This window comes from Sanguibacter biliveldensis, assembly GCF_033798665.1.
Taxonomy (GTDB): Bacteria; Actinomycetota; Actinomycetes; order Actinomycetales; family Cellulomonadaceae; genus Sanguibacter; species Sanguibacter inulinus.
In genome coordinates this window covers 2062709-2086597 of the sequence record NZ_CP138359.1, presented here as the reverse complement: position 1 = coordinate 2086597, position 23889 = coordinate 2062709, and the positions used below count along the sequence as shown (strand labels likewise).

At 70.8% G+C, this 23889-nt stretch carries 26 protein-coding genes; 9 read left to right on the top strand and 17 right to left on the bottom strand.

What is annotated here, in order from left to right:
• The first annotated feature begins 11 nt into the window (after nucleotides 1–11).
• From SANBI_RS09155 to SANBI_RS09140, 4 genes are all read left to right on the top strand, one after another.
• On the top strand, nucleotides 12–773 hold the full coding sequence (locus SANBI_RS09155; protein ID WP_319161027.1) for an ABC transporter ATP-binding protein: 762 nt from the start codon (nucleotides 12–14) through the stop codon (nucleotides 771–773).
• A complete protein-coding gene (locus SANBI_RS09150; protein WP_319161024.1) occupies nucleotides 770–1654 on the top strand; it encodes an ABC transporter ATP-binding protein in 885 nt (294 codons plus the stop codon). The genes SANBI_RS09155 and SANBI_RS09150 overlap by 4 nt, the downstream gene beginning before the upstream one ends.
• On the top strand, nucleotides 1651–2730 hold the full coding sequence (locus SANBI_RS09145) for a pyridoxal-phosphate-dependent aminotransferase family protein (protein WP_319161022.1): 1080 nt from the start codon (nucleotides 1651–1653) through the stop codon (nucleotides 2728–2730). The genes SANBI_RS09150 and SANBI_RS09145 overlap by 4 nt, the downstream gene beginning before the upstream one ends.
• Before the next feature lie 290 nt (nucleotides 2731–3020).
• Complete coding sequence (locus SANBI_RS09140) at nucleotides 3021–3476, top strand: tellurite resistance TerB family protein (RefSeq protein ID WP_056132874.1); 456 nt, start codon at nucleotides 3021–3023, stop codon at nucleotides 3474–3476.
• A 290-nt stretch (nucleotides 3477–3766) separates the two neighbouring features.
• On the opposite strand, the gene SANBI_RS09135 is transcribed toward SANBI_RS09140, so the two are convergent.
• The 4 genes from SANBI_RS09135 to SANBI_RS09120 form a co-directional block, all read right to left on the bottom strand.
• Nucleotides 3767–4885: an ATP-grasp domain-containing protein gene (locus tag SANBI_RS09135; protein ID WP_319161018.1), complete on the bottom strand. Its 1119-nt coding sequence runs from the start codon at nucleotides 4883–4885 to the stop codon at nucleotides 3767–3769.
• 182 nt (nucleotides 4886–5067) lie between these two features.
• Nucleotides 5068–5691 carry an FMN reductase gene (locus SANBI_RS09130; RefSeq protein WP_319161016.1) on the bottom strand — a complete coding sequence of 208 codons (624 nt, stop codon included), beginning with the start codon at nucleotides 5689–5691 and terminating at the stop codon, nucleotides 5068–5070.
• Nucleotides 5692–5889: 198 nt separating this feature from the next.
• Complete coding sequence (locus SANBI_RS09125; RefSeq protein ID WP_319161014.1) at nucleotides 5890–6450, bottom strand: MarR family winged helix-turn-helix transcriptional regulator; 561 nt, start codon at nucleotides 6448–6450, stop codon at nucleotides 5890–5892.
• The gene (locus tag SANBI_RS09120; protein WP_319161232.1) at nucleotides 6447–7589 is read right to left on the bottom strand and encodes an LLM class flavin-dependent oxidoreductase; all 1143 of its coding nucleotides are present in this window, start codon (nucleotides 7587–7589) and stop codon (nucleotides 6447–6449) included. The genes SANBI_RS09125 and SANBI_RS09120 overlap by 4 nt, the downstream gene beginning before the upstream one ends.
• A gap of 354 nt (nucleotides 7590–7943) precedes the next feature.
• Here SANBI_RS09120 and SANBI_RS09115 point away from each other — a divergent pair, with 354 nt between their 5' ends.
• Nucleotides 7944–9842: a DUF4914 family protein gene (locus SANBI_RS09115; protein ID WP_319161012.1), complete on the top strand. Its 1899-nt coding sequence runs from the start codon at nucleotides 7944–7946 to the stop codon at nucleotides 9840–9842.
• Here SANBI_RS09115 and SANBI_RS09110 read toward each other — a convergent pair.
• Entirely contained in the window at nucleotides 9839–10336 is a 498-nt protein-coding gene (locus SANBI_RS09110) for a DUF4395 domain-containing protein (RefSeq protein ID WP_319161010.1), read from the bottom strand. The genes SANBI_RS09115 and SANBI_RS09110 overlap by 4 nt on opposite strands.
• Nucleotides 10333–10839, bottom strand: coding sequence for a thioredoxin family protein (locus tag SANBI_RS09105; RefSeq protein WP_319161008.1), 507 nt, complete (start codon nucleotides 10837–10839; stop codon nucleotides 10333–10335). Before SANBI_RS09105 ends, SANBI_RS09110 begins: the two co-directional genes overlap by 4 nt.
• 161 nt (nucleotides 10840–11000) lie before the next feature.
• Between SANBI_RS09105 and SANBI_RS09100 the strand changes: the two genes are divergently transcribed.
• From SANBI_RS09100 to SANBI_RS09090, 3 genes are all read left to right on the top strand, one after another.
• The gene (locus SANBI_RS09100; protein WP_319161006.1) at nucleotides 11001–11561 is read left to right on the top strand and encodes a tyrosine-type recombinase/integrase; all 561 of its coding nucleotides are present in this window, start codon (nucleotides 11001–11003) and stop codon (nucleotides 11559–11561) included.
• Nucleotides 11562–11612: 51 nt separating this feature from the next.
• Complete coding sequence (locus tag SANBI_RS09095) at nucleotides 11613–11909, top strand: hypothetical protein (protein ID WP_319161004.1); 297 nt, start codon at nucleotides 11613–11615, stop codon at nucleotides 11907–11909.
• Nucleotides 11910–12032: 123 nt separating this feature from the next.
• Nucleotides 12033–12416, top strand: coding sequence for a hypothetical protein (locus tag SANBI_RS09090; RefSeq protein WP_319161003.1), 384 nt, complete (start codon nucleotides 12033–12035; stop codon nucleotides 12414–12416).
• A 21-nt stretch (nucleotides 12417–12437) separates the two neighbouring features.
• Here the strand turns inward: SANBI_RS09090 and SANBI_RS09085 are convergent, their stop codons facing one another.
• On the bottom strand, nucleotides 12438–13127 hold the full coding sequence (locus SANBI_RS09085; RefSeq protein WP_319161001.1) for a YigZ family protein: 690 nt from the start codon (nucleotides 13125–13127) through the stop codon (nucleotides 12438–12440).
• 117 nt (nucleotides 13128–13244) lie between these two features.
• Between SANBI_RS09085 and SANBI_RS09080 the strand changes: the two genes are divergently transcribed.
• The gene (locus SANBI_RS09080; protein WP_319160998.1) at nucleotides 13245–13511 is read left to right on the top strand and encodes a DUF7218 family protein; all 267 of its coding nucleotides are present in this window, start codon (nucleotides 13245–13247) and stop codon (nucleotides 13509–13511) included.
• 227 nt (nucleotides 13512–13738) lie between these two features.
• Here SANBI_RS09080 and SANBI_RS09075 read toward each other — a convergent pair whose 3' ends face one another.
• The 10 genes from SANBI_RS09075 to SANBI_RS09030 all read right to left on the bottom strand — a co-directional run bounded on the left by SANBI_RS09075 (nucleotide 13739) and on the right by SANBI_RS09030 (nucleotide 23836).
• Complete coding sequence (locus SANBI_RS09075) at nucleotides 13739–14314, bottom strand: Dps family protein (RefSeq protein ID WP_056134170.1); 576 nt, start codon at nucleotides 14312–14314, stop codon at nucleotides 13739–13741.
• 85 nt (nucleotides 14315–14399) lie between these two features.
• On the bottom strand, nucleotides 14400–14936 hold the full coding sequence (locus SANBI_RS09070; RefSeq protein WP_319160996.1) for a hypothetical protein: 537 nt from the start codon (nucleotides 14934–14936) through the stop codon (nucleotides 14400–14402).
• 80 nt (nucleotides 14937–15016) lie between these two features.
• On the bottom strand, nucleotides 15017–16360 hold the full coding sequence (locus tag SANBI_RS09065; protein ID WP_319160994.1) for a DUF58 domain-containing protein: 1344 nt from the start codon (nucleotides 16358–16360) through the stop codon (nucleotides 15017–15019).
• Between the two features lie 14 nt (nucleotides 16361–16374).
• Nucleotides 16375–17382 (bottom strand): AAA family ATPase, encoded by a 1008-nt coding sequence (locus SANBI_RS09060; RefSeq protein WP_056132841.1) that lies wholly within the window; start codon nucleotides 17380–17382, stop codon nucleotides 16375–16377.
• A 121-nt stretch (nucleotides 17383–17503) separates the two neighbouring features.
• A complete protein-coding gene (locus SANBI_RS09055; RefSeq protein ID WP_319160991.1) occupies nucleotides 17504–17986 on the bottom strand; it encodes a hypothetical protein in 483 nt (160 codons plus the stop codon).
• Nucleotides 17983–18915: a DUF4129 domain-containing protein gene (locus SANBI_RS09050; RefSeq protein WP_319160989.1), complete on the bottom strand. Its 933-nt coding sequence runs from the start codon at nucleotides 18913–18915 to the stop codon at nucleotides 17983–17985. The genes SANBI_RS09055 and SANBI_RS09050 overlap by 4 nt, the downstream gene beginning before the upstream one ends.
• Nucleotides 18916–19034: 119 nt before the next feature.
• Complete coding sequence (locus SANBI_RS09045) at nucleotides 19035–19787, bottom strand: succinate dehydrogenase/fumarate reductase iron-sulfur subunit (protein WP_319160987.1); 753 nt, start codon at nucleotides 19785–19787, stop codon at nucleotides 19035–19037.
• The gene (locus SANBI_RS09040; RefSeq protein WP_319160985.1) at nucleotides 19784–21775 is read right to left on the bottom strand and encodes a fumarate reductase/succinate dehydrogenase flavoprotein subunit; all 1992 of its coding nucleotides are present in this window, start codon (nucleotides 21773–21775) and stop codon (nucleotides 19784–19786) included. The genes SANBI_RS09045 and SANBI_RS09040 overlap by 4 nt, the downstream gene beginning before the upstream one ends.
• Nucleotides 21772–22512 carry a succinate dehydrogenase cytochrome b subunit gene (locus tag SANBI_RS09035; RefSeq protein WP_319160983.1) on the bottom strand — a complete coding sequence of 247 codons (741 nt, stop codon included), beginning with the start codon at nucleotides 22510–22512 and terminating at the stop codon, nucleotides 21772–21774. Before SANBI_RS09035 ends, SANBI_RS09040 begins: the two co-directional genes overlap by 4 nt.
• Before the next feature lie 139 nt (nucleotides 22513–22651).
• Nucleotides 22652–23836, bottom strand: coding sequence for a DUF3866 family protein (locus SANBI_RS09030; protein WP_319160981.1), 1185 nt, complete (start codon nucleotides 23834–23836; stop codon nucleotides 22652–22654).
• Between the last annotated feature and the right edge of the window lie 53 nt (nucleotides 23837–23889).

Sequence of the window (23889 nt, the reverse complement as noted above, 5' to 3'; positions counted from 1 at the left end):
GGGACAGCGACATGACCAGGACAGCCGCAGCACCCGGCCACGCCGTCACCGTACGCGGGCTGACCATCGCCTCACGGACGGGCACGCTCGTGCACGGCATCGACCTCGACGTCTCGGCAGGCGCCGCTGTCGGGCTGGTCGGGGAGTCGGGCTCGGGCAAGAGCCTCACGCTGCGCTCCGTGATCGGTCTGCTGCCCCGCGGCGTCGAGATCACTGGCGGGAGCGTCGGCGTCACAGGCCGGCTCGGCATGGTCTTCCAGGACCCGTCGAGCGCCCTCGACCCCCTCGTGACCGTCGGCAGCCAGGTCATGGAGGTCTGCCGTCACGTCCGGGGGATGACCAAGGCGGCTGCACGCCGCCGCGCCGTCGAGCTCTTCGAGGAGGTCGGCATCCCCGACCCCGAGCGTCGGCTGCGCTCCTACCCGCACGAGCTCTCCGGCGGCCAGCGCCAGCGCGTCGTGCTCGCCGTCGCCCTGGCCGCCGAGCCCGACGTCCTGCTCTGCGACGAGCCCACGACGGCGCTCGACGTCACAGTGCAGGCGCAGGTGCTCGCGCTGATCGAGAGGCTGCGGGTCGACCGCGGCCTCACGGTGGTCTTCGTGAGCCACGACCTCGCTGTCGTCAGCCAGGTCTGCAGCACGGTCTCGGTGATGCAGGCCGGTCGGGTCGTCGAGTCCGGGACGATCGACCAGGTGGTCGGCGCGCCGCAGCACCCGTACACGCGCACGCTGCTCGACGCCGTGCTCGAGATCCCCGAGGCAGGAGCGCCGTGAGCAGACCAGAGCACCACGAGCAGCAGGGGACGACGGGAGCTCGACATGCCCAGGCCTCCGCAGGGCCCGAAGCCCCTCGCTCACCGGGTCCCCGCCCCCCGCGTCTCGAGCTGCGCGACCTCGAGATCGCCTACGGCAGCACCCGAGTGGTCCACGGTGTCAGCCTGCGCGTCGAGGCCGGCAGCGTCCTCGGGATCGTGGGCGAGTCCGGGTCTGGCAAGACCTCGGTGGCCCGGGCCGTGGCCGGAGAGCTCGCCCCGGCAGGTGGCGAGGTGCTGCTCGACGGCGAGGTGCTGGCCGGCACGTCCCGGACGATCGCGCAGCGGCGCGCAGTGCAGGTCGTCTACCAGGACCCTTACGCCTCGCTCAACCCGCGCATGACCGTCGGGCAGGTGCTGCGCGAGCTCTTGTCCGTCCACTCGATCGTGCCGCGCGGACAGGTGCGGAGCCGCACCATCGAGCTGGTCGAGCTCGTGCGGCTCCCGCCCGAGGTGCTCGACGCCCGCCCGCGCCAGCTCTCCGGTGGCCAGCGGCAACGGGTCGCGATCGCGCGGGCCCTCGCCCTCGAACCTCAGGTGCTCGTCGCCGACGAGCCCACCTCGGCCCTCGACGTCTCCGTCCAGCGCACGGTGCTCGACCTCCTGGCCGACCTGCGCGAGAGGCTCGGGCTGACCGTCGTGCTGATCTCGCACGACCTCGCGGTCGTGCGCCGGCTCTGCGACGCGGTGGTCGTCATGCGCGACGGCGTGATCGTCGAAGACGCCCCTGCCGACGCCTTCTTCCGCAGCCCCCAGCACCCCTACAGCCGGGCCCTGCTCGCCGCTGCACCGCGCCTGCGCCAGGCAGACCGGCTCCCCGAGACGACAGAGGACCTGCCGTGACGCACGTCGCCCGCCCCGCCCACCCCGACGCCTACCTGCTCGACCCCGCGCCTCTCCTGCCGTCGACGCTCGCAGGCATCGAGCAGCAGCTCGCCCGGCTCCTCGGCTCCGACGCCCCGGTCGTGGTGTTCCAGGCCGAGGCGATCCTCGCCCTCGAGGCTGTCGCGACGGCCCTGGCGGCACCTGGTCGGGCGGCGATCAACGTCGCGACAGGACCGTACGGCGTGATCTTCGGCGACTGGATGCGCCGCGCAGGCGCGCGAGTGGTCGACGTCGAGAGCGCGCTCGACTCCGTCGCGACGGTCGAGCAGGTCGTCGCGGCCCTCGACGCCCACCCGGACGTGGCGGTGCTCGCCCTCGCCCACGCCGAGGCCGCGACAGGCGGGTCGAACCCCGTCACCGAGATCGTGCGGGCCGCCCGCGAGCGGGGCGTCGTCACGGTCGTCGACGCCGTCGCCTCGGTCGGTGCCGAACCCGTCGACCCGACCGCCTGGGGCGCCGACGTCTGCGTGATCGGACCGCAGAAGGCCCTCGCCGGGCCCGCCGGCATCAGCGCTGCGACGGTGTCGGACCGCGCGTGGGACCTCGCGGAGTCCCACCCGGCCCCGCTGCGGAGCTCGTCGCTCTCCCTGCTCGACTGGCGGGACGGCTGGTTGCGGACGGACCGCTCGGTCATCCCGGGGACCCCGTCGGTCCTCGAGACCCGTGCTCTCGGCGCTGCGCTCGACAGAGTCGAGACCGAAGGACTCCCTGCCGTCGTCGCACGTCACGAGGCTGCGGCGTCGCGGGCGCGTGCTGGTCTCGCAGACCTCGGGCTCAGGCCCTGGCAGCGCGGACCGCAGGGCTATGCGTCGGTCGTCACGACCGTCGCCGTGCCTGAGGACGTCGACCCTCGAGCCTTCACCGAGGCTGCCGTGGCCGCAGGCCGAGGCCTGGTCGTCGCCGGCCCCGGCTCGCTCGCCGGACGGCTCGTGCGGATCAACCACACCGGACGCAGCGCGACGGCCGAGGCCGTCGACCTGGCGCTCGAGGCTCTCGCGACGGCGTGTGCCACGGCGGGCCGCCGGACCAGGTGAGCGGCGCCGCTCGGCCGACCGACCGACCGGCCGCTCGGACGACCGGCCGACCGGCTGACCGGCAGCCGGCGCCGCCTCGTGCCTCGCGCCTCGGGCCTCGTGTCTCAGGCCTGATCGTGCTGACGTCACGAAGATCTCGGCCAGCGTGACCGCACCCGGGCTGTTCTCCCCATGGCCGCGCCAGGCATCTGCCCAGCGCAGGGGGTTACGATGCGACGGGTCCTGCGGCGTCGCCGCAGCGACAGCATCGCGGGCGAGAGCCCACGTCACCACCTACGCGGAGGACATCCATGGCGTTCTGGGACCAGCTCAAGACGAAGACCTCGGAGATGAGCGAGCAGCTCTCGACGAAGACCAAGCAGTTCAAGAACAAGGACTTCGCCAACGGCAGCATGGCGATGTGCGCGCTCATCGCCGCCGCCGACGGGTCGATCGACCCCGCCGAGCGTCAGAAGACTGCCGCGCTCATCATGAGCAACGACGTGCTCGCCGTCTTCCCGCCGGCTGAGCTCAAGGAGAAGTTCGACCACTTCTGCGACCGTCTCGAGCGCGACTACGACTTCGGCAAGGTCGAGGCCATCAGCGCGATCTCCAAGCTCAAGCCGAAGCAGGACCAGGCACGCGCCGTCCTGCAGATCGGCGTGATCATCGGCGGTGCCGACGGCACCTTCGACGAGCACGAGCGGCTGGCCGTCCGGGAGGCGTGCTTCGCCGTCGGGATCGCCCCGACCGAGTTCGACCTCTGAGGCTGAGCACGACGATCTGGCTGAGCACGACGGTCTGGACGAGCGGCGTCGGGGTGAGTGATGCCCGGGCGAAGAGTGTCCGGGCGAGCGACCTCTGGACGAGCTACACCTAGACCAGCAACACCTAGACGCTGCACGACGACGGCGGCTCCTTCTCGACGAGGGAGCCGCCGTCGGCGTGCGGAACCCCAGACGACTGCAGTGCTCGAGACGACGGCAACCCCACCTCAGACGACGGCAACCCCACCTCAGACGACGGCAACCCCACCTCAGACGACGGCAGCCCTTCCTCAGACGACGTCTGCGAGCGTCCGACCCGTGACGAGAGGCTCGGCCGTGCGCAGCGGGTTGAGGTTCGTCACGGGGGCCTCGACGGCTGCGGGCAGCGAGACCACGGTGTCGACGGACACGAAGGAGTGCCCGAGCTGAGGTTCGAGCACGGGGTACGTGCCGTCCATCGCGAGCCTCACGGCGGCCCACGGCAGGTTGAGCCCGGTGAGCGAGGCGGCGTACAGCCCACCTGACGGTCGGGTGTTCACCTCGAGGAGCGCGAGCTCTCCCCGCCACCAGCGCAGCTGCGTGTTGGTCAGGTACGCGAGCTGGTAGGAGTCGACCATCCTGTGGGCGATCTCCACGGCGCGCGGCTCGTCGTCGAGGAAGGTGCGCTTGCGCCCGGACTTGGCGCGAGGGAGCGCCGCGAGGGTCTCGCCGAAGGGCGTCGAGAGGCAGTCGACGCTGATCTCCGGGGACGCCATGTACGGCAGCACCATGAAGGTCGGCAGCTCGCGGCCGGCTGCTGCGGCACGCTCGAGGGCGAAGGCGACCTCGTCGGTGCGGATCTTGTGCGCGGGGGCGGCGAGCAGGTCGTCGAGGGAGGCGACCGAGTCGTCGAGGATGCGGAAGCCCTCGGCACCGACACCCTGGAGCGGCTTGATGCAGACGACCTCGTCGGCCTCCAGCTCGGCACGCAGCGACGCGACGGCGTCGACGAAGGCGTCCGCCCCCTGGGCCGTGCGCCACGGTGGCACCGGCACCCCGAGCGCTGACGCCGACGCGTAGGTCGCGTCCTTGTCGTCGAGCAGCGCGATCGACGCGGCGGGGGAGGCGAGCACGTGCACACCGATCGCGGCGAACTCGGCCGCGCGCTGCGCGATCGCGAGCATCTCCTTGCCGGGCAGCAGCACGTCGATCGCGTGCTGCTGGCAGAAGGTCAGCGCCCAGTCGACGTAGGCGTCACCGGAGAGGCGCGGCTCGATCTGCGTGACGTCGGCTGCCTGGAGCACAGGAGACGTCTCGTCGGTGTGGGTGGCGAAGAGCCGGACGGGCGTGTTGTCCGGGTTGGAGCGGAGCATCTGCAGGAACCAGTAGTTGGTCGCGTAGGTGCGGTTGAGCCAGATGTTCAGTGTCACGGAGTCCCTGCTCGACAGCGGTAGGAGAGGTGGAGGACCTGGTGCGTCGTCGAACCTCGCCTCGACGCACAAGTTTACGCTGGTCGCGAACTTCCTGATACCACACACCGCAGTCTGCTGAGTCACGTCTGCGACGGGATGACCCGGGTCAGGAAAGAATGTCAGGCACCGGCCCCGGTAGCTCAGGCGCCACCGGCGAGCTGCTGCTCGAAGGGCACGAGACCTGCCAGGAGGTCAGGGACTGCCGACGTCGGCTCGTGGGCGGCCACGAGAGCCGCCAGCTCCCCGGCGCCCCGGGTGATGCGCGACGCCAGCTCGCCTGTCGAGGCGTCGCCGGAGCCCCAGTCCTCGGAGGCCGCGAAGACTGCGGTCGGTGCCACGACGGCCCGCAGGTATGCGAAGAGCGGCCGCAGCGCGTGGTCGAGGGCGAGCGAGTGACGGGCGGTCCCAGCAGTTGCCCCGAGCAGGACAGGCGTCCCGACGAGCGCCTTGGAGTCCAGGATGTCCACGAAGCTCTTGAACAGGCCCGAGTACGACGCCGTGAAGATCGGCGTGACCGCGATGACCCCGTCGGCGTGCTCGACGGCCTCGACGACCTCCTTGAGACGCGGAGAGGGGAAGCCTGTCAGCAGGTTGTCGGTGATGTCGTGCGCGAGGTCGCGCAGGTCGACCGTCCGGAGCTCGACGGCGACACCGCGCCGCTCGAGGTCGGTGACGGTGTCGGCCACGAGACGGTCGGCGAGCAGGCGGGTGGAGGACGGCTGGCTCAGGCCTGCCGAGATGGCGACGAGTGTGCGGGTGTTCATGGTGGCTCCTGCGGGTTCGTGAAGGATGGTGAAGATGCCCTGGCGTGCGAGGCGTGCGAGGCGTGCGAGGCGTGCGAGGCGTGCGAGGCGTGCGAGGCGTGCGACGTGGTGCATGACGGCCGGGCTGGTGACAGCGCGGGCTGAGCATGGTGACCGGCGGCAGTCCGCGACTGCGCGTCTGCCGTCACGGTCGTGCCCTCAGTCGGGGATCGAGTCCTGGGCGGTCCGCAGCGTGGTGCAGAGGTCGAGCAGCATCGTCAGCTGCTGCTCGTCGAGTGCGGGCTCGAGGTACTTGCGGATGCTGCGCACGTGCCGGCGCCCGATCTCCTTCTGGAGCGCAGCGCCCTCGTCCGTCAGACGGATGAGGGTGCCGCGACGGTCTCCCTCCGCGGCGCACCGCGTGACGAGCCCCTTGGACTCGAGGCGTTCGACCATCCGGCTCAGGGACGGCTGGGTGACGAGCACCTCGCGGTTCAGCTCGTTGAGACGTAGACCCGCCGGCGCTGAGGTCAGGGTGAACAGCACGTCGTACTCGCGCATGCTCACCGGGTGCCAGATGTCGTCGGCGGAGAACCTGCGCATGAGCGCGACCTGAGCCCGGAACAGCGCCTCCCACGACGCTGCCGCGAGACGGCCGTCGACGGAGGCCCTGGTCGCGGCCGACGAGCCCGCGACTGACGAGCCCGCGACTGCCCGGCCCGCGACTGACGAGCCCGCGGCCGCCCGGCCCGGAGACCGGACGACCTCGGTCGTGGTCATCGTGCGGCGACGGGCGAGGCGCCCGTGACGTCGTCTGCGGGTGCGTAGACCGTGGAGTCGTGCGCTCCACCGGCCTTCGCCACGAGGGACGCGTGGGTCGGGGCGTCCGGGACGTGCGCCGGGCGTCCGACGGCCAGCTCCTTGCGGAGCACCGGCACGACCTCTTCGCCGAGCATGTCGAGCTGCTCGAGGACCGTCTTGAGCGGCAGGCCGGCGTGGTCCATGAGGAACAGCTGGCGCTGGTAGTCGCCGACGTGGTCGCGCATGGCGGCGTAGCGGTCGATGACCTCCTGCGGGCTGCCGACGGTCAGCGGGGTCTGAGCCGTGAAGTCCTCCATCGACGGGCCGTGGCCGTAGACCGGGGCGTTGTCGAAGTACGGGCGGAACTCGCGACGTGCGTCCTGGGAGTTCTTGCGCATGAAGACCTGGCCGCCGAGCCCGACGATCGCCTGGTCGGCCGTGCCGTGGCCGTAGTGCTCGAAGCGCTGGCGGTAGAGCGAGACCATCTGCTTCGTGTGCTCGATCGGCCAGAAGATGTTGTTGTGGAAATAGCCGTCGCCGTAGTACGCAGCCTGCTCGGCGATCTCCGGGGTCCGGATCGACCCGTGCCAGACGAAGGGTGCCACGCCGTCGAGGGGGCGCGGGGTCGAGGTGAAGCTCTGCAGCGGAGTGCGGAACTTCCCCTCCCAGTCGACGACGTCTTCGCGCCACAGGCGGTGCAGCAGCGCGTAGTTCTCGATCGCGAGGTTGAGCCCAGAGCGGATGTCCTTGCCGAACCACGGGTAGACGGGACCGGTGTTGCCGCGGCCCATCATGAGGTCCATCCGGCCGTCGGCGAGGTGCTGGAGAGTCGCGTAGTCCTCGGCGATCTTCACGGGGTCGTTCGTCGTGATGAGCGTCGTGGAGGTCGAGAGCAGGATGCGCTCGGTCTGCGCCGCGATGAAGGCGAGGGTGGTCGTGGGGGAGGAGGGCACGAAGGGCGGGTTGTGGTGCTCGCCCGTCGCGAAGACGTCGAGCCCGACCTCTTCGGCCTTGCGGGCGATCGCGATCGTCGCCTTGATGCGCTCGTTCTCGGTGGGGGTGCGGCCTGTGGTCGGGTCGGGGGTGACGTCGCCGACCGTGAAGATCCCGAACTGCATCATGGTGCCCAGCTCCTTAGATGTATGCGTTTGCATGTAGTTTACGCCTCAACTATCGAGGGGTGGAAGGTATTCCCGCTCAGACGTGCGTGAGGTGCGACACCTGTGCAGCCCTGCGGAAAAAGTGTGCCAAGCACACCGCACGAGCTGGGCCGCCTCGCGCCTCAACCTCACCACCGACCAACCGGCCCATATCGGCGTCCACGCCAGAAGATCAAGGCCTTAAGGCCCCCTTCGAGTGACCCACGTCACGCCTACGCTGCTGGAGGCGTGAGCACAGAGCCCGCGCACCCACGGCACCCGGTCAGGCCGTCCGACCTGACCGACCTGCGAGGACAGATGTGAGGAACCACGGTGAACCAGCTCTTGAGCACGGTGATCTTGCCCGCGGAGGTGCGCGCTGCACTGGAGTCAGCCCCGGACGTCTTCGTCCCTGCGACCCGCAGAAACCTGCTCGACCGTGCGACAGGGGCAGGCGCACCGCCCACCTTCGACGTCGTCTACGACGTCCAGGGGAGGGGGCCCGTCAAGGAGGCCGACGTGGTCCGGTGCAAGAACGGGATCGTCGTCAACTACCCCGAGGACTACCTGCGTCGGCGCGACCCGGACTGCATGCGCATCGCCGACGACCTGCCGACAGACAAGCCTCGGTACCGCGACACCTTCGGGGCGGAGTTCGCCCCGGTCCGCCAGGAGACCCTCGACTGGCTCGCCTCGCAAGAGCTCCTCGTCGTGCCCTTCCGCGCGGGCGGGCTCACCTACGGCACGCCGTCCCTCGCGATCGTCCCTGCCAACGCAGCGTTCTTCGCGACGGCCCTCGTCGACCTCCAGGGCTTCGTCGACCTGGCCGGGTCCGAGCCCTTCGCACCCCGGTCGATCATCTACGTCGCGCCTCCGTTCCGGCACACGCACTTCGACGGGCGGCAGGTGGTCGTGCACGACCGCTCGGAGACGCTCCACGAGATCTTCTCCTACAACCTCTACCCGGGTCCCTCCGCCAAGAAGGGCGTCTTCTCGGTCCTGCTCGACATCGGTGAGCAGGAGGGCTGGGTCACGGCCCACGCGTCTGCCGTCCGTGTGACCACGCCCTACGAGAACGAGACCGTGATCATGCACGAGGGCGCATCGGGCGGAGGCAAGTCCGAGATGCTCGAAGAGCTCCACCGTGAAGACGACGGCCGCATCCTGCTCGGGGTCAACGTCGTCTCCGACGAGCCCTACTACATGTCGCTCAGCGAGGTCTCGACCCTCAGCCCGGTCACCGACGACATGACGCTCTGCCACCCCTCGATCCAGAACGACTCGGGCAGGCTCGTGGTGACGGACGCCGAAGACGGCTGGTTCCTGCGGACCGACAGCATGACGTCCTACGGCTCCGACCCGAACCTCGAGTCGGTGACGGTCCACCCCGACGAACCGCTCGTGTTCTTCAACATGCAGGGTGTCCCCGGGGCGACCTGCCTCATCTGGGAGCACACCCTCGACTCCGACGGGACCCCGTGCCCGAACCCGCGCGTCGTCGTGCCCCGCCGGATGATCAAGAAGATCGTGCTCGACGCCGCCGAGGAGGTCGACGTCCGCAGCTTCGGCGTCCGGATGCCGCCGGCGACCCGCGACGACCCCAGCTACGGGATCATGGGGATGCTCCAGGTGATCCCGCCCTCGCTCGCCTGGTTGTGGCGTCTCATCGCACCGCGTGGGCACAAGAACCCGTCGATCATCGAGACCCAGGCCTCTGTCGAGGCGACCAAGCACCGCATGGTCGCCGAGGGGGTGGGCTCGTACTGGCCGTTCTCGACAGGCACCAAGGTCGCTGCCGCGAACCTGCTGCTGCGGCAGATCGTCGACGCGCCGCGTACCCGGTACGTCCTCGTCCCCAACCAGCACATCGGGGCCTACAAGGTCGGCTTCACGGCAGAGTGGCTGACCCGCGAGTACCTGGCTCGTCGCGGTGGTGCGACCTTCAGGCCTGACCACCTCACGCCGGCCCGCTGCCCGCTCTTCGGCTATGCGCTGACCGAGATGAAGATCGACGGACAGCTCGTCCGCCCGACGTTCTTGCAGCCCGAGAACCAGTCCCAGGTCGGGGAGGAGGCCTACGACACCGGCGCGAAGATCCTCACGGACTTCTTCAAGAGCGAGCTCCCGCAGTTCCTCACCGACGACCTCGACCCCCTGGGCCGCGCGATCATCGAGACGTGCCTGGCGGACGGGAGCGTCGAGCAGTACGTCGCGCTCACCCCGATCGTCTAGCGGGTCGAGGCGGTCGATGCGGTCGGGGTGCGACCAGGCCGGAGACGCTGCAGCAGCAGGTAGAGCTCGCAGCCGAGGCAGAGGTCGAAGGCAGCGTTGAGGAAGGCTGCCACGAGGGCGACCGCAGCACTGACAGGAACAGCCGCAGCGACACCGAGCACCCCGAGGAGCAGACCCACCTCGGTGACGCCCAGTCCGACCCCCTGGGCGAACCGCGGTGGGCGAGGGTCTTCGAGCTCGGCCGGCGCAGACAGGCGCGGGCGCACCCAGCGCCGGAAGATGGCGCCCTGGAGCGTCCCCTGCGAACCGCGCACCGTGCCGACGGCGAAGAGCAGCACGGCGACCCCGAGCAGCACGAAGGCAGCCGTCGACGTGCCGAGCAGGACGACGACAGCCAGCAAGACCGCCGTCAGTGCCGCCCCGAAGCGCGGGCCTCGGGGGTCGATGCCCGCAGGAGCGCCGGCTGTCGGTGTCGGGGAGGTGGTCTCGGTCATGCTCGTCTCGTCTCTGATCGTGCCGGGCGCTGAGCCTCGAACTCCGGGACCACGTCGAGAGCCGCGACGGCCTGGGTGGGGGTCATCGCACCGGAGCTGCGCCCTCGTTCCAGGCCTGCGCCGTCGAGCACGATCACCGTCGGTGTCCGCAGCACCCGGAGCGTCCGCACCAGGTCCGGGTGCTGCGCCGCGTCCAGCTCGACGTGCGCGACCCCTGGTGCGTCGTCGACCAGGCGGCCGAGGACAGCGGCCGTACGACGGCACGGGGTGCAGACCTCGGAGGAGAGCTGGACGAAGGTCGCCCGGCGCCCGAGCGTCGCACCCGCGGCCTGCACAGCATCGAGGAGCAGCTGGTCGGCCAGGGGAGCGGAGTCCCGAGCAGGGCGCACGGACCGCACCGTCCCGGAGCGCTGAGCCCGGACCCACCAGGCGGCCGAGACGATCCCGAGCAGCACGGCCAGCAGGACGGCACGTCCACCAGACGTCGTGAGGAGAGAGGTCATGAGCTCCTGCGATCGTGGTGGTCCGGCGGGTCGGTGCAGTGAAGCACGCCAGGACGATGATCGGTGCGGTCGGGTGCCCATATCTCACCAGTCGAACCTGATCCGCGCTTCCTGGTATAAATAGTGTGCCAAGCGCGTACCGCTAGCCGGAAAGCACCCAGATGACCTCACCACCCACACCAGCAAGGACGAGATACCCAAGACCGCCCGTCACCCTCCACGAGGCGGAGACCGTCTGGCGTGACCTCGCGAGCGCTGCCACGGCCGACGGGGCGAAGCCGGAGACCGTGCGCCTCGCCGTCATCGTGGGGCTCGTCCGGTGCACAGGTGCCCGCTATTCCGACCTGCTGCGCTGCACGGTCGACTCCTTCGACCTCGAGGAGGGGAGCGTGGTGGTCCAGCACGGCAAGCACCGGGTCGCGCACGAGCACCTGCTCGACGACAGCGCCCTCGTCGTGCTGCGACGCTGGCTGGTCGTGCGAGACGAGCTGTGCGTCGAGCTGGAAGGGTCGGTCCCGCGCGCGCTCCTGCTCACCGTCCACCACACCCACGACAACGGGGTCACTGTCGCTGCGGGGCTGCCCATCACCCGGCAGGGGCTCGTGCTCTCGTGGCGGCGGTTCGTCCAGCGCACCAACGCACGGCACGCGGGGGTCCGGCCGCCTCTGCCGACACGCTTCGAGCAGGTGCGCAGGGCCTGGGCGGCTACCGACGAACCCTGAGCCGGACCAGAGGGGTCTGAGAGGACCGCGACGGGCACCTACCATCGTCTGATGCCCTCGTACCGCGTGGTCCTGACCGTCGGAGCCCTTGTGCCGGGCGTCGCCGCCCCTGACGTGCTGCCGGCAGCAGCCCAGGCGGCACGAGACCTCGTGACCGTCGAGGCCTACGACGTCGGCGTCGTCTCTGGCGAAGCCCGACTCACCGTGAGGTTCACCGCCGACGACGACGCGTCGGCCTGGCGTGTCTACGACCACGTCTGCTCGACCACGGGAGTCCTCGTCGACGTCCCGGCCGCGCGGCTCACCCAGCGCTACGGACCCAGGTGGCACCCGGTCCGTCGGGGCTGAGCTGTCGGGGCTGTCTCACCAGACCGTCCTGCTGCGGCACCCGTGGCGCCCGGTGCGACGGCGTCCTAGTCTGGTGCTCTCCTCATCGGCGAGGGCGGGACCATGGTGTGGATCGTGCTTCTGGTGGCTCTGCTCGTCGGCGTGCTCGCGGCCTGGGTGCTCCTCCGGCGGGCTCGCTCGTTCCCGCGCGCCCGTCCCTCGTCGAAGCCTGCGGCACCTGAGATCGACCCCTTCGAGATCCTCGCCCTGCAGCTGCGCCTCTCGACTCTCGCCACGCAGATCCAGCGCATCGAGCACGACGAGACCTCTCTGGCCCGGGCCCACCACCTGCGGGCCACCCAGTACGCCTACGACGCGATCCTGCGTCAGGCGTGCCTGCTCGTCGGGCTCGACGACCAGTCGCGGTCACCGGCGACAGACGAGCTGGTCAGCGACACCTGGGTGGTCGACGAAGACGAACGGATGCGGCAAGAGCTCGAGCTCTGCGCGAGAGGCTGGTCGTGGTGACGGCCACCCGCCTGGGTGCCGTCACGCAGGGATGTCGCTGACCTGCCAGCCCCGCACGACGGGCACCGTCCCGCCGGCTGTCTCAGACGCGACGAGCTGGTCGTAGGAGGCGAGGTCCCGCGGACGCAGCAGCACGGCCAGCTCGACGCCCGTCCCGTACGCAGGCGTCGCGAAGACCGCCCTGTGCACGTGGCACCATTCCCGCAGGACGTTCTCGAGACGACCCGCCGACGCGTGGTCCGTCTCGAGAACGACCTCGACCCGGGGCTCGCGAGCCACGACGGTCGCCCTGTCGAGCACCTCGCTCACCGACGACGAGTAGGCCCGGACGAGGCCACCGGCCCCGAGCAGGACGCCGCCGAAGTACCGGGTGACCACCACGACCACGTCGGTGAGCCCGCGGTGCCGCAGGACCTCGAGCATGGGCACACCGGCGGTGCCCGACGGCTCGCCGTCGTCCGACGAGCGCTGCCTGTCGGCGCGCTGCCCGACGACCAGCGCCACACAGCTGTGCCGGGCGTCCCAGAGCTCCTTGCGGACAGCCGCGACGACAGCGTCAGCCTCCTCGACCGACTCCACGTGCGTGGCCCGGGCGATGAACCGCGACTTCTTGATGACGAGCTCGTGGACCGCCGTGCCCTCGACGGTCGACGGCAGCACGAGGTCTGCCGGAAGGTCTGCGGGCAGCTCGAGGCGAGGGGTCGGGTCCACCGGGCGAGCCTACGCGGGCCCACGCAGGCCCGTGCAGGACCGGGTGTCCCCGGGTGCGCCATCGACGGGCTCGTCCGAGACTGGAGTGGACCCATCCACCGGCGGAAGGAGCACACAGTGCCACGCGAAGACCCAGGACCGAGCGTGAAGGACCCCGAGCTCTACGAGAAGCTCCGCGACGAGGGCAGCTCGAAGGGCAAGGCCGCAAGGATCGCCAACGCAGCCGCGCGAGACTCGCGGTCGCAGGTCGGCAAGCGGGGCGGCGACTCTCCGCCCTACGACGAGTGGACTGTGGCAGACCTGCGCGGACGTGCGAAAGAGGTCGGGCTGACCGGGTACTCCTCGATGCGCAAGGCCGAGCTGATCGAGGCCCTGCGCAGGTGAGACTGCGTTCAGCTGCCGCACTGTGCAGTTGCCGTACCGTTCATCTGCAGCGCCGTTCAACTGCAGCACCGCGCAGCCTGATGACCGCCGTGGCTCCCTGCCGCTGTCATCGACCAGCCCTCCGCAGCCCTCGACGGACGCATCCACTGCTCAGACGCGACGAAGGCTCCGACCGTCTCGGTCGGAGCCTTCGTCGTCAGGGGGGTCTGTGACCCTTCACTCCTGGGTCAAGAGGACTTCTTGGCCTTCTCGTCGGCCTTCTCGGCTGCACCGACCTCGGTCGTCTCGTCGGCGGTGCTCAGCGAGCCCCCCGAGGACTCCAGGTGGGCGCGCACGAACCAGTGGAACAGCTCGAGCTCGTGCAGGTGACCGATGAGCAGGTCGTTCGTGACGTCGTCGAGCTCTTCGACGTCGGTCGCGGCCTTGCGGTGGTCCGTGATGACACCCTGGTACACCTCGTCGAGGGCACCGAGGTGCGCGATCGTCGTGGCACGGCCGAGGGAGTAGTCGTCCCAGGAGCGCTCCGACACGATCACGCCGGGCGTCCCGCGGGGAGCGACACCGAGGGTCGCGATGCGCTCGGCTGTCGCGTCGACCATGAGGCGGACGGCGTCGACCTGAGGGTCGAGCATCTCGTGGACCGCGATGAAGTGCGGGCCCACGACGTTCCAGTGGATGTGCTTGAGCGTCAGCGCCAGGTCGTTCAGGGCGGTGAGCCGGAGCTGCAGGATCCGGGCGACCTCCTGGCCCTGCTCAGGCGTGAGCGAGGGGACGGTGTACTTGGGCAGTTGCTTGCGAGCCATCATGTTCGCAGTCCTCCAGACGTGATCCGATGGGTGGTGAACCACCTGTCTCCATCGTGCACCTGGACGGCGGACTTCGCAGAAGTTAGACGCGCTGCCCTGACGCATCATGGCCGGTGGGGAGCCCGTTCCGCAGCAGCAGGGCCAGCGCGAGAGCGGCGACAGCCCCCAGCACGGCGAACCACGGCCAGGTCATCGACGACGTCGAGCCGGACACTGCCGTGAACGCACCAGCCAGCAGCGCGACCAGCTGGCCGACGAGGTTCAGCACAGCCGACCGGCGCCCCTCGGCGACGAGGACCGCGACCTCGACCTGGGTCCGCGGAGCAGCGACGGTGGCGAACCAGCTGAGCCTGAGGACCGCATGGACGAGGACCATCAGCACCGGCGTACGCCACGTGTAGCCCACGGGAGCGGTCAGCACGAAGGGGAGCAGCATCAGCCCGACGGCGATCGCCCCGAGCCCGTATCCGGGCCGCCGGGCGTTGGCCACGGTCCCGGCTGCGAGCCCGAGTGCCGCGACGGTGACGAGCGCAGCCGAGACCTCGCTGCCGGCCATGCCGACGAGCAGCCCGGTCAGGACAGCGACCCCGAGCGCGACGTGGACGGCCCAGCCAGGCACAGATCGACCGATCTCTATCTCTGCACCCTTGCGCGTGCGCGGGGTGGCCGCGGTCTTCTCGGTCCCCTCCGACCGCCGGCTCACGAGTGCCCCCGCACGGCCCTGGCGCGGGCCCGCAGCGCGACCGACGGGTCACCCGACGCCCACCGCAGCACCGTGACCCCAGACCTCGAGAGCTCGAACAGCCTGTCGCGTCGAGCGATGTCGGTCAGGCGCCACGCGTGCACCTCGCGTCGGTCGAGCCCGCGCAAGATCTCCTCCGGGAGGGTGTCGACGGCGACCACCTCGTGCCCCTGCGCGCTCCACCGGAGCGCGATCTGCGAGGCCGAGTCGTCGAGGAAGGTCGAGAACAGGTAGACCATGGCGCCCGTGGGGATCTGCGGGGGTCGCTCACGGTGCCGCGGCGCCCCGGCCGGCCTGGCCAGCGCGAGGGCGTGCACCACCCGCTGCAGATGACGCTTGCCGCCCGACATCGGTACGGGGGTGTGGAGACGCCCGAGGTCTTCGAAGCCCAGCCTGTCACCGCCGTCCACGACGACCGTGGCGATGGTCGCGGCAGCCTCACGGGCGATGTCGAGAGATGTCTGCACGTCCGGGGCGGTCTCGCGGTACCCGCCCCACGTCGCGACCTCGGGGCCCACGTCGTCTCGCGAGTCGACGACGATCACCACAGAGGCCTCCGAGGCCGCGAAGGTCCGCCGGACGTAGAGCTCGCTCACCTCGGGGGAGCGACGCGCAGTCGTGCGCCAGTCGACACGTCGGACCGAGTCTCCGGGACGGAACAGGGCGATGTCTCGCAGCTGGGACCCGTCGCCAGGGCGCCGCGAGCTGTGCGGCCCCGTGAGACCACGCAGCTGGGACCTCACCGGGACGACGTCGAGCCTGCGCACGCGCGGCAGCACGAGCACGTGGTCCGGCGCGACGTGCGAGGCGTCGAGGAACCATCCGCCCTCGTCGGCCAGCGGCACGGCGTCGATGCTGAACAGCTCACGAGGTCCTGTGCGGACCGACGGCGTCGTCAGGTCGACCGTCCGCGCGCCGCCGGGAACAGCGACGAGCGCGTCGAGCGGTTCGTTGCCCGGGCTCGACGCCTGCACCCTGACGAGAGAGGCACCGTCCGGGACCTCGAGGGTCAGCGCGACGACCAGCTCGCGGTCGCGCACCGCGGTCCCACCGGCGACAGTCGTCACCCGGACCGGGCCCGTCGGGCGGTTCGCCGCCGCCCAGACCGCCGAGAGCACGAGGGGCACGGCGAGGGCGACGACCTGAGGCCGCCCGAAGACGAGGCCCACGCAGACGAGCACCAGGCCGGTGAGAGCACTCACGACCACCACGGCGTCGCGCTCCCACCTGACCGGCGCAGAAGAGCCGGCGACTGCGGCCTGCTCGGCCCCGCCACTCGTCATGGCCCTGCCGCTCGTCATAGCCTTGCCGCTCGTCACGGCCGCACGGACGCGCTGTCCGCCCCGGCCACGGTCGCAGGACCCGCGACCTGGTCGAGCAGGCTGATGACGAGGGTCTCGGTGCTCGTCCCCGCAGCCCACGCAGCAGGGCTGAGCGTCAGGCGGTGCGCGAGGACGGGGACGGCGACGGCCTTGACGTCCTCGGGGAGCACGTAGTCACGTCCGTCGATGACTGCCAGGGCGCGGGCGACGAGCATCAGCGTCTGCGAGCCTCGCGGCGAGGCGCCGACCTCGAGGTCAGACAACGATCGTGTGGCGGCAGCCAGGTCCACGCAGTAGCGGATCACGTCGGGGTCGAGCGTGACGTCTTCGACGCCCGACTGCATGGCCAGCAGCGTCTCGGGCGAGACGACGGCCTGGACCGGGCTGAACTCCTGGCGACGGTCGAGCCTGCGGTTCAGCACGTCGAACTCGGCCTCACGGTCCGGGTAGCCGACGGCGAGCCGCACCATGAACCTGTCGAGCTGGGCCTCGGGGAGCGGGTACGTGCCCTCGTACTCGACAGGGTTCGACGTCGCCATGACGTGGAACGGCAGGGTGAGGGGGTACGTCGTCCCGTCGATCGTCACCTGTCGCTCGGCCATGGCCTCGAGCAGCGCCGACTGCGTCTTGGGAGCGGTGCGGTTGATCTCGTCCGCGAGGAACAGACCTGTGAAGACCGGACCCGGCCTGAAGACGAACTCACGCGTCGCCGGGTCGTAGACCGTCGAGCCCGTGATGTCGGCCGGCAGCAGGTCCGGTGTGCACTGGAGACGCGCGAAGTCGAGACCGAGAGCCGACGCCAGGCTGCGGGCCGCGAGCGTCTTGCCGAGGCCTGGCACGTCCTCGAAGAGCACGTGCCCGCCTGCCAGGATCGCCGCGAGTGCTGTCCGCAGCGGCTTCTCCATCCCGACGACCACGGTCCCGACCTCGGCGAGGACCCGGGCAGACAGCTCGGAGATCTCGGAGACCTGGAGGGAGGTGGGGGCAGGTGCGGAGGTCATGCGGCGCTCCTCGTGAGGGTGGGGGTGCTGGGGTGGGGAAGACGGTGTGCTGCGGACTGCTGGACAGGTGAGGCCTGCTCGGGTGTCGAGAGGTGCTGGGCTGTGCGACGGTCACGACACATCATGTCGACCTCGGTGGTGCGGTGCTGGCAGGGTCGATCTCCGTCAGCCGGTCGATCGCTCGCAGCAGGTGGGGGAGCGTCGGCTTGTCGAGGGACGACTCGACGAAGGCGTACGTCTCGTCGCCCAGCAGCCTCCGCGCGGCGGGTGCGTCGGCGGGGTCGTCGAGGTCGACACCGAGCAGCCGGAGCCTGGTGCTCGCCGTCGCACGGACCGCGCGCACAGCCCGTGGCGAGACGGCGTCGTCCTTCGACAGCAGCGTCCAGGACAGGTTGGAGACGTCGTCGCGTGCGCCGTCCTTGACCGAGACCTCGGTGCGGGGCCATCGCGGCGACCGTGGTTCCGGCTGGCCGACCACGAAGACCGTGACCGCCACGGCTGCGAGGAAGGCCATGAGGGTGTGTGCGAGGTCGGTCCCCGCGGCGAGCAGCAGCATCGCCGCGACTGCGGCCTCGATCGCTACGTAGACAGCCAGGCGGATCATGCGCCGTCCTCCGTCGATCGGTGAGCCGGCGGCTGGCCCCCCGGAGCGGGTTGTCGCGCCGGACGGCCAGGACCGCCTGCGCCACCAGCTCCGGCAGGCCCACCAGCTCCAGCCTGGCCGCCCGGACCTCCGTCCTCCGCAGATCCCGACGACCGGAGGTCCTCCACGAGCCGCTCGAGAGCATCGGCAGCCGTCGCGCCCTCGGCAGGGGTGATGCGGTGCTCGGTGAACCTCGCGCGGTGGTACAGCCGGAGCAGCGTCTGGACGTCCGCGGGGCTCGCGGACGTCGTCCCGAGGACCGCGACCGTGAACTCTGTCGGCGTCTGCGCGGGCGTCCGGGCTGTCCCGCTCTCCTCGGCGGCGCGCTCGAGCGCGACCCAGGCTGCCACCACGTCGTCGGTGGGGTCGGTCGAGGCGCGCAGCCGCTGGGCAGCGAGCCCGGCCGCCTCTTCGAGAGCGGCCACGGGGACGACGGCGATGATCGCCGACGCGCCGTCTCCGGGGACAGGGTCGGGTTCTTTCTCGCCCCGGTGCCACGGGGGCAGCCGGCGCCGGACGACCTTGCGGAGAGCCGCGACGATCGCGGCGAGCAGCAAGATCCCGAGGATGACCATGAGGACCGTGCTCGCGCCGTCGCCCTGGTTCTCCCTCTCTTGCAGGAAGTCCTCGGGGGTCGGCTCCGGAGAAGGTGTCGCGGTGATCTCCTCGAGCGGCGCCATCGTCACCGGGACAGGATCAGGCTCGGTGACCTGCCACGGACCGCTGAGCGCAGACCCGACGACGACCAGCAGCAGGAGCAGGGCCGCGAGCGCTGCAGCGGTCGCGGGACCACGGCGCGGCCGACTGGCACCGGGCCGTGGTGCTCGCGCCTGCGCGGGGAGGCTGCTCGCAGGCGCTGAGGTGCGGTTCTGCTGGTGTGGTGACGTCATCGTGGCGCCCACCTTAACGTGCTACGGGCCACAGGGCTGGAGGCCGGAGAAGGTGTGCGGCTCCTCCCCGGTCGCTGCCCCGAGCGGAGGCCGGTGCTGCGCTCGGCCGCGTGGCGGTGTCACGAGCGCTTGCGTCCCAGGACGAAGGCGCGCATCCGTTCTCTGCCGACTGTGGCGATCGCGGACAGCGGTATCCCGGCCGGGCAGACGATCGCGCACTCGCCGAAGGTCGAGCAGGGCCCGAAGCTGCGCTCGGCCTCGTCGATCATCGCGACGGCTCGTGCGGATCGTTCCTGCTGGGCCTGGGGAAGGAGTGCGAGGTGCTGGAGCCGTGCCCCTGTGAAGAGCTGGGCGGAGCCGTTGGGGCAGGCTGAGACGCACGCGCCGCAGCCTGTGCAGGCGGCGAAGTCGAGTGCGGTCTCGGCGGTCGCCGTGGTGACGGGCAGCGCGTCGGCGTCGGGTGCGGTGCCTGCGTCGACCGAGACGTACCCGCCCGCCTGGACGACGCGGTCGAGGGCGGACCTGTCGACCACGAGGTCTCGGACGACCGGGAAGCCTGCGGAGCGGAACGGTTCGAGGACGAGGGTGTCTCCGTCGGCGAAGGACCGCACGTGCTGCTCGCAGGCCGGGGTGTTGTCGAGGGGGCCGTGCGGGGAGCCGTCGACGTCGATCCCGCAGCAGCCGCAGATCCCCTCGCGGCAGTCGGAGTCGAAGGCCACGGGTTCGACGCCCTGGGTCACGAGCTGGTCGTTGAGCCGGTCCAGGAGCTCGAGGAGTGTCATCTCGGGGGTCGCGTCTGTGACGACGTAGGTCTCGAAGGCTCCGTGAGCATGTGCCGACTGCTGGCGCCAGACCCTGAGCGTGAGCCTCACGTGTAGCTCCTCGTCTGCAGCGGGACGGCGGTGAAGGTCAGGGGTTCGTCGTGGCGCACGAACCGTCCGCCGTCTTCTGGGGGTGTGGTGGGTGACTCCCAGCCGGAGACCAGGCACCAGGCGTCGTCGTCGCGGCGGGCCTCGCCGTCGTCGGTGACGTGGTCGGCGCGGAAGTGGGCTCCGCAGGACTCGTCCCGGTCGAGGGCGTCGAGGCACAGCAGCTCTGCCATCTCGAGGTAGTCGGCGACCCGGCCTGCACGCTCGAGCTCTTGGTTGAGCTGGTCGCCGGCGCCCATGATCCGCACGTCGCGCCAGAACTCGGCGCGCAGCGCACGGATCTCCTCGATGCCCCGTGAGAGCCCTTCGGGGGTGCGGGTGACGCCTGCACATCTGTAGAGGATCTCGCCCAGCTGCTGGTGGAACCTGTCTGGTCCTCGGGTGCCCGTGCTCTCGAGGAGGCGGGCGATGCGTTCTTCGACGGTCCGCAGCGCATCGGTCACGGCGTCGTCGTCGAGCGGCAGGACCGGGGTGCCGAGCAGTGGAGCGAGATAGCTGGGCACCGAGTAGGGGAGCGTGAACCATCCGTCGACGCAGGCTGACAGGAGTGAGTTCGCGCCGAGCCGGTTGGCGCCGTGGTAGCCCCAGCCGGCCTCGCCGCCGACGAAGAGCCCGGGGACCGACGTCATCATGTCGTAGTCGGACCACAGGCCGCCCATCGCGAAGTGGGCACCGGGCGCGATCCGCATCGGTGTCTCGAAGGGGTCGTCGCCGGTCGCGCTCTGGTACATGTCGAAGAGGTTCGAGTAGCGCGCGTGGACGACGTCCCGTCCGAGGCGCGCGACGGCGTCCGAGAAGTCGAGGTACACGGAGTTCGCGAGCGGGCCGACACCGAAGCCGGCGTCGATGCGTTCCCGTGCCGCCCTGGAGGCGACGTCGCGGGGGGTGAGGTTGCCGTAGGTGGGGTAGCGACGCTCGAGGTAGTAGTCCCGCTCGGCCTCGGGGATCTCTCCGGGAGAACGAGGGTCTCCGGCGACCACGGGGACCCAGATGCGTCCGTCGTTGCGCAGCGACTCGGACATGAGGATCGTCTTCGACTGCCACTCGCCCGAGAGCGGCAGCGCCGTGGGGTGGAACTGGACGAAGCAGAGGTTGGAGACGAGGGCGCCGCGCTTGTGCGCGCGCCACACGGCCGTCGCGTTGGAGCTCTTGGCCAGGGTGCTCTTGTGGAAGATGTTCCCGTACCCGCCTGTGGCGAGCACGACGGCGTGCGCCGTCACCGCTCGGACTGCGCCTGTCACGAGGTCTCGCACGACGACCCCCTGGGCGCGGCCGTCCGCGACGACGAGGTCGAGCATCTCGTGGCGCGTGTGCAGCGCGACCGTCCCACGGTCCACCTGTCGCAGCAGAGCAGCAGCACCGGCGACCTGGAGCTGCTGGCCGGTCTGGCCCCGTGTGTAGTAGGTCAGGGAGACCTGGACGCCCCCGAAGGAGCGGGTGGCCAGGCTGCCGCCGTACTCCCGGGCGAAGGGGGCACCGATCGCCGTCATGTGGTCGATGACCCGGACCGACTCTTGCCCGAGCCTGAAGGCGTCGGCCTCGCGGCCGCGGAAGTCACCACCCTTGATGGTGTCCTTGACGAACCTGGAGACCGAGTCGTTGTCGACCGAGCGTGCTCGGGCCGCGTTGATGCCGCCCTGGGCGGCGACCGAGTGCGCCCGGCGCGGGGCGTCGTGGTACGTGAAGCTCTCGACGTCGTACCCGAGCTCCCCGAGCGCGGCGGCTGCGCCTGCACCGGCCAGGCCCGTCCCGACGACGATGACCTTCAGCCTCCGGCGGTTGCTGGGGCTGACGAGGTTGTAGTGCAGCCGTCGGTCGTCCCAGGCGCGCTCGGGCGGGACTCCCGGGACGTTGCCGTCGATCGCGTCCCCGATGATCCGGAGCGTGTCAACGTCGATGACACCGTCTCCGGTCTTCTCGTGCGTGGTCATGACACGGCTCCTGTCAGGACGGCGAGCGGGATGAGTGCGTTGCCGAGCAGCAGCGTGAGACCGACGACGCCGGCGAGCGCTGCGGCGACAGCACGCAGACGCCGGCCTGTCCCGCCGAGGTCGTTGACGACGCTCCACAGGCCGTGGGCGACGTGGAGCAGGAGCACGACCATCGCGGCGACGTAGAAGAGGGCGACGACCGGACGCTCGAAGCTGTGGACGAGGTTGTCGTAGGCGTTGCCGTGCTCGAAGCGGTCGCTGGCCACCGGCGCTGCACCGACGGTGAGGTCCAGGACGTGGAAGACGACGAAGAGCAGCAGGACCGTGCCCGTGACCATCATGGAGCGGGCCTGGAACGCCCGGACTCCCCGCAGCCGCCTGCGCGGGTACGGACCGCGGGCACGACGGGCACGGCCCCGGACGACGACGGCCGCGCAGACGTGCACGACGAGGCAGAGCGTGAGGACAGCCCGGAAGATCCACACGAACCAGCCCTCGGGCACGAGGGGCGCGAGCAGGTCGCGCTGCAACCAGAAGGCGTAGTGGTTGAGCTCGTCCTTGCCGAGGAACACCTTGAGGTTGCCCAAGAGGTGGAACACGGCGAAGGCGACGAAGACCGTACCTGTCACGGCGAGCGCCACCTTGAGCACCCAGGTGGGTGGCAGAGGCTGGCGGGAGGTGACGGGACGAGCCGCAGAGCGCGCCCTGTGGTCGACGGTTCTGACGGGGTGGCTCACGCAGCAGGACCTCCTGGTCGGCGAGCCGCCCGCCCGGAATGTGACGTGGCTCCCGGTCAGCGTAGGAGGGACGTGACCTGCACCACTGGGACGAGAGTCCTGGTACGGGGTGGTGCGCGGTGCTGAGCGCCGCCTCCCGCTACGCCAGCAGCGACACGGCGTGCTGCCCGGCGACCGCCGCGGCCAAGAAGGCCGCAGGGTCCTGGGCCGTCCCACGCCCCATCGTCGACAGGCGGACCGGTGAGCCCTCGAGGGCCTCTGCGAGCGCCGGGGTCGCCTCGACGTCGACGAGGGTGTGCCGGGCTGTCCCGCTGGCGAGGGTGAGCGCCTGCTCGCGGACCGTCGCCTCGAGCGCGTGCGGGTCGTGGTCGGTCTCGGCGAAGCTGTCGGCGACCTGGCCGAAGCCCGGGACGGGGACGTCGGCCCTGAGCAGAGCGACCCGTCCGTAGGCGGTGAGGGAGTGGTGGGAGATCCCCTGGTGGCGGGGGCGGGGGTCGGCCCCGGACACCCGCAGGGAGGCGACGGGGCGTCCGCCGAGGGTGGCTGCGGCGTTGACGGCCTCGCCCGCGGCGACACCGGAGAACCCCCAGCGGGTGCCTGTCCCGAGGTTCCCCGGTCCCTGGGCGACGACGGCGAGGTCGGCGTCGAGGACGTGGCGGGCGGCGAGGAGCCCGGTGTGGACGGTCACGGCCTCGTGGTCGCCGCCGTAGGCCTGGCCGACGGTGATCGTGGCGTCGGTCCAGCCTGTCTGGCACAGGGTCGAGACCGTGCGGGAGAACCAGGCGGGGAGCGCGCCGCCGTCGGTCATGACGTAGACGATGCGCGGCTGCGTGCGTCCGAGGACCTCGGCGTGGTGGCGGGCACCGGCGATGATCGCGGGGAGCGCGGAGTGGAGGTCGGCGACGACCACGGGCATGGCGTCGAGGTCGTCGGCGTCCTCGAGCGTCTCGTGGTGGGGTGACTCCTGCTCGTCGATGCCGAGCACCATGGTCTGGTGGGGCGTGTAGCGGGCCTTGACGAGGTGCCCGGGCCCGTCGGGGACCGATGCGCGGGCCACCTGCTGGTCGTCGCTCGGCAGGACGGCGACGACGAGGGCGTACCCACCGGTGCCCAGGCCCCTGTCGAGGGCAGTGGTGTTGAGCAGGACGTGGTCGCCGACGACGGTCGGGCCGACGAGGGCTGGGTAGGCGAGCGCACGGAGGGTGCGGGGCGCCTCGGTCGAGCCGTCGGGGGCTGTGCTCGGGTCTGTCGTGACGGTGAGCTCGAGCGCCCCGTCCCAGCTGCTGCCTGTCGAGAGGATGCGTGCACCGCGCCAAGTCATCACGGGTCAGACGCTACTCGACGGCGCGGGAGGCCGGTGGTCCACAGCCTCGCCCT

Bases quoted from the DNA above. Each gene is read 5' to 3' on its own strand.
- SANBI_RS09040 (WP_319160985.1), bottom strand. From the start codon at position 21,775: ATGACCACGCACGAGAAGACCGGAGACGGTGTCATCGACGTTGACACG.
- SANBI_RS09100 (WP_319161006.1), top strand. From the start codon at position 11,001: ATGACCTCACCACCCACACCAGCAAGGACGAGATACCCAAGACCGCCC.
- SANBI_RS09155 (WP_319161027.1), top strand. From the start codon at position 12: ATGACCAGGACAGCCGCAGCACCCGGCCACGCCGTCACCGTACGCGGG.
- SANBI_RS09075 (WP_056134170.1), bottom strand. From the start codon at position 14,314: ATGGCTCGCAAGCAACTGCCCAAGTACACCGTCCCCTCGCTCACGCCT.
- SANBI_RS09105 (WP_319161008.1), bottom strand. From the start codon at position 10,839: ATGACCTCTCTCCTCACGACGTCTGGTGGACGTGCCGTCCTGCTGGCC.
- SANBI_RS09140 (WP_056132874.1), top strand. From the start codon at position 3,021: ATGGCGTTCTGGGACCAGCTCAAGACGAAGACCTCGGAGATGAGCGAG.
- SANBI_RS09130 (WP_319161016.1), bottom strand. From the start codon at position 5,691: ATGAACACCCGCACACTCGTCGCCATCTCGGCAGGCCTGAGCCAGCCG.
- SANBI_RS09125 (WP_319161014.1), bottom strand. From the start codon at position 6,450: ATGACCACGACCGAGGTCGTCCGGTCTCCGGGCCGGGCGGCCGCGGGC.
- SANBI_RS09110 (WP_319161010.1), bottom strand. From the start codon at position 10,336: ATGACCGAGACCACCTCCCCGACACCGACAGCCGGCGCTCCTGCGGGC.
- SANBI_RS09120 (WP_319161232.1), bottom strand. From the start codon at position 7,589: ATGCAGTTCGGGATCTTCACGGTCGGCGACGTCACCCCCGACCCGACC.
- SANBI_RS09055 (WP_319160991.1), bottom strand. From the start codon at position 17,986: ATGATCCGCCTGGCTGTCTACGTAGCGATCGAGGCCGCAGTCGCGGCG.
- SANBI_RS09095 (WP_319161004.1), top strand. From the start codon at position 11,613: ATGCCCTCGTACCGCGTGGTCCTGACCGTCGGAGCCCTTGTGCCGGGC.
- SANBI_RS09060 (WP_056132841.1), bottom strand. From the start codon at position 17,382: ATGACCTCCGCACCTGCCCCCACCTCCCTCCAGGTCTCCGAGATCTCC.
- SANBI_RS09065 (WP_319160994.1), bottom strand. From the start codon at position 16,360: ATGACGAGCGGCAGGGCCATGACGAGTGGCGGGGCCGAGCAGGCCGCA.
- SANBI_RS09050 (WP_319160989.1), bottom strand. From the start codon at position 18,915: ATGACGTCACCACACCAGCAGAACCGCACCTCAGCGCCTGCGAGCAGC.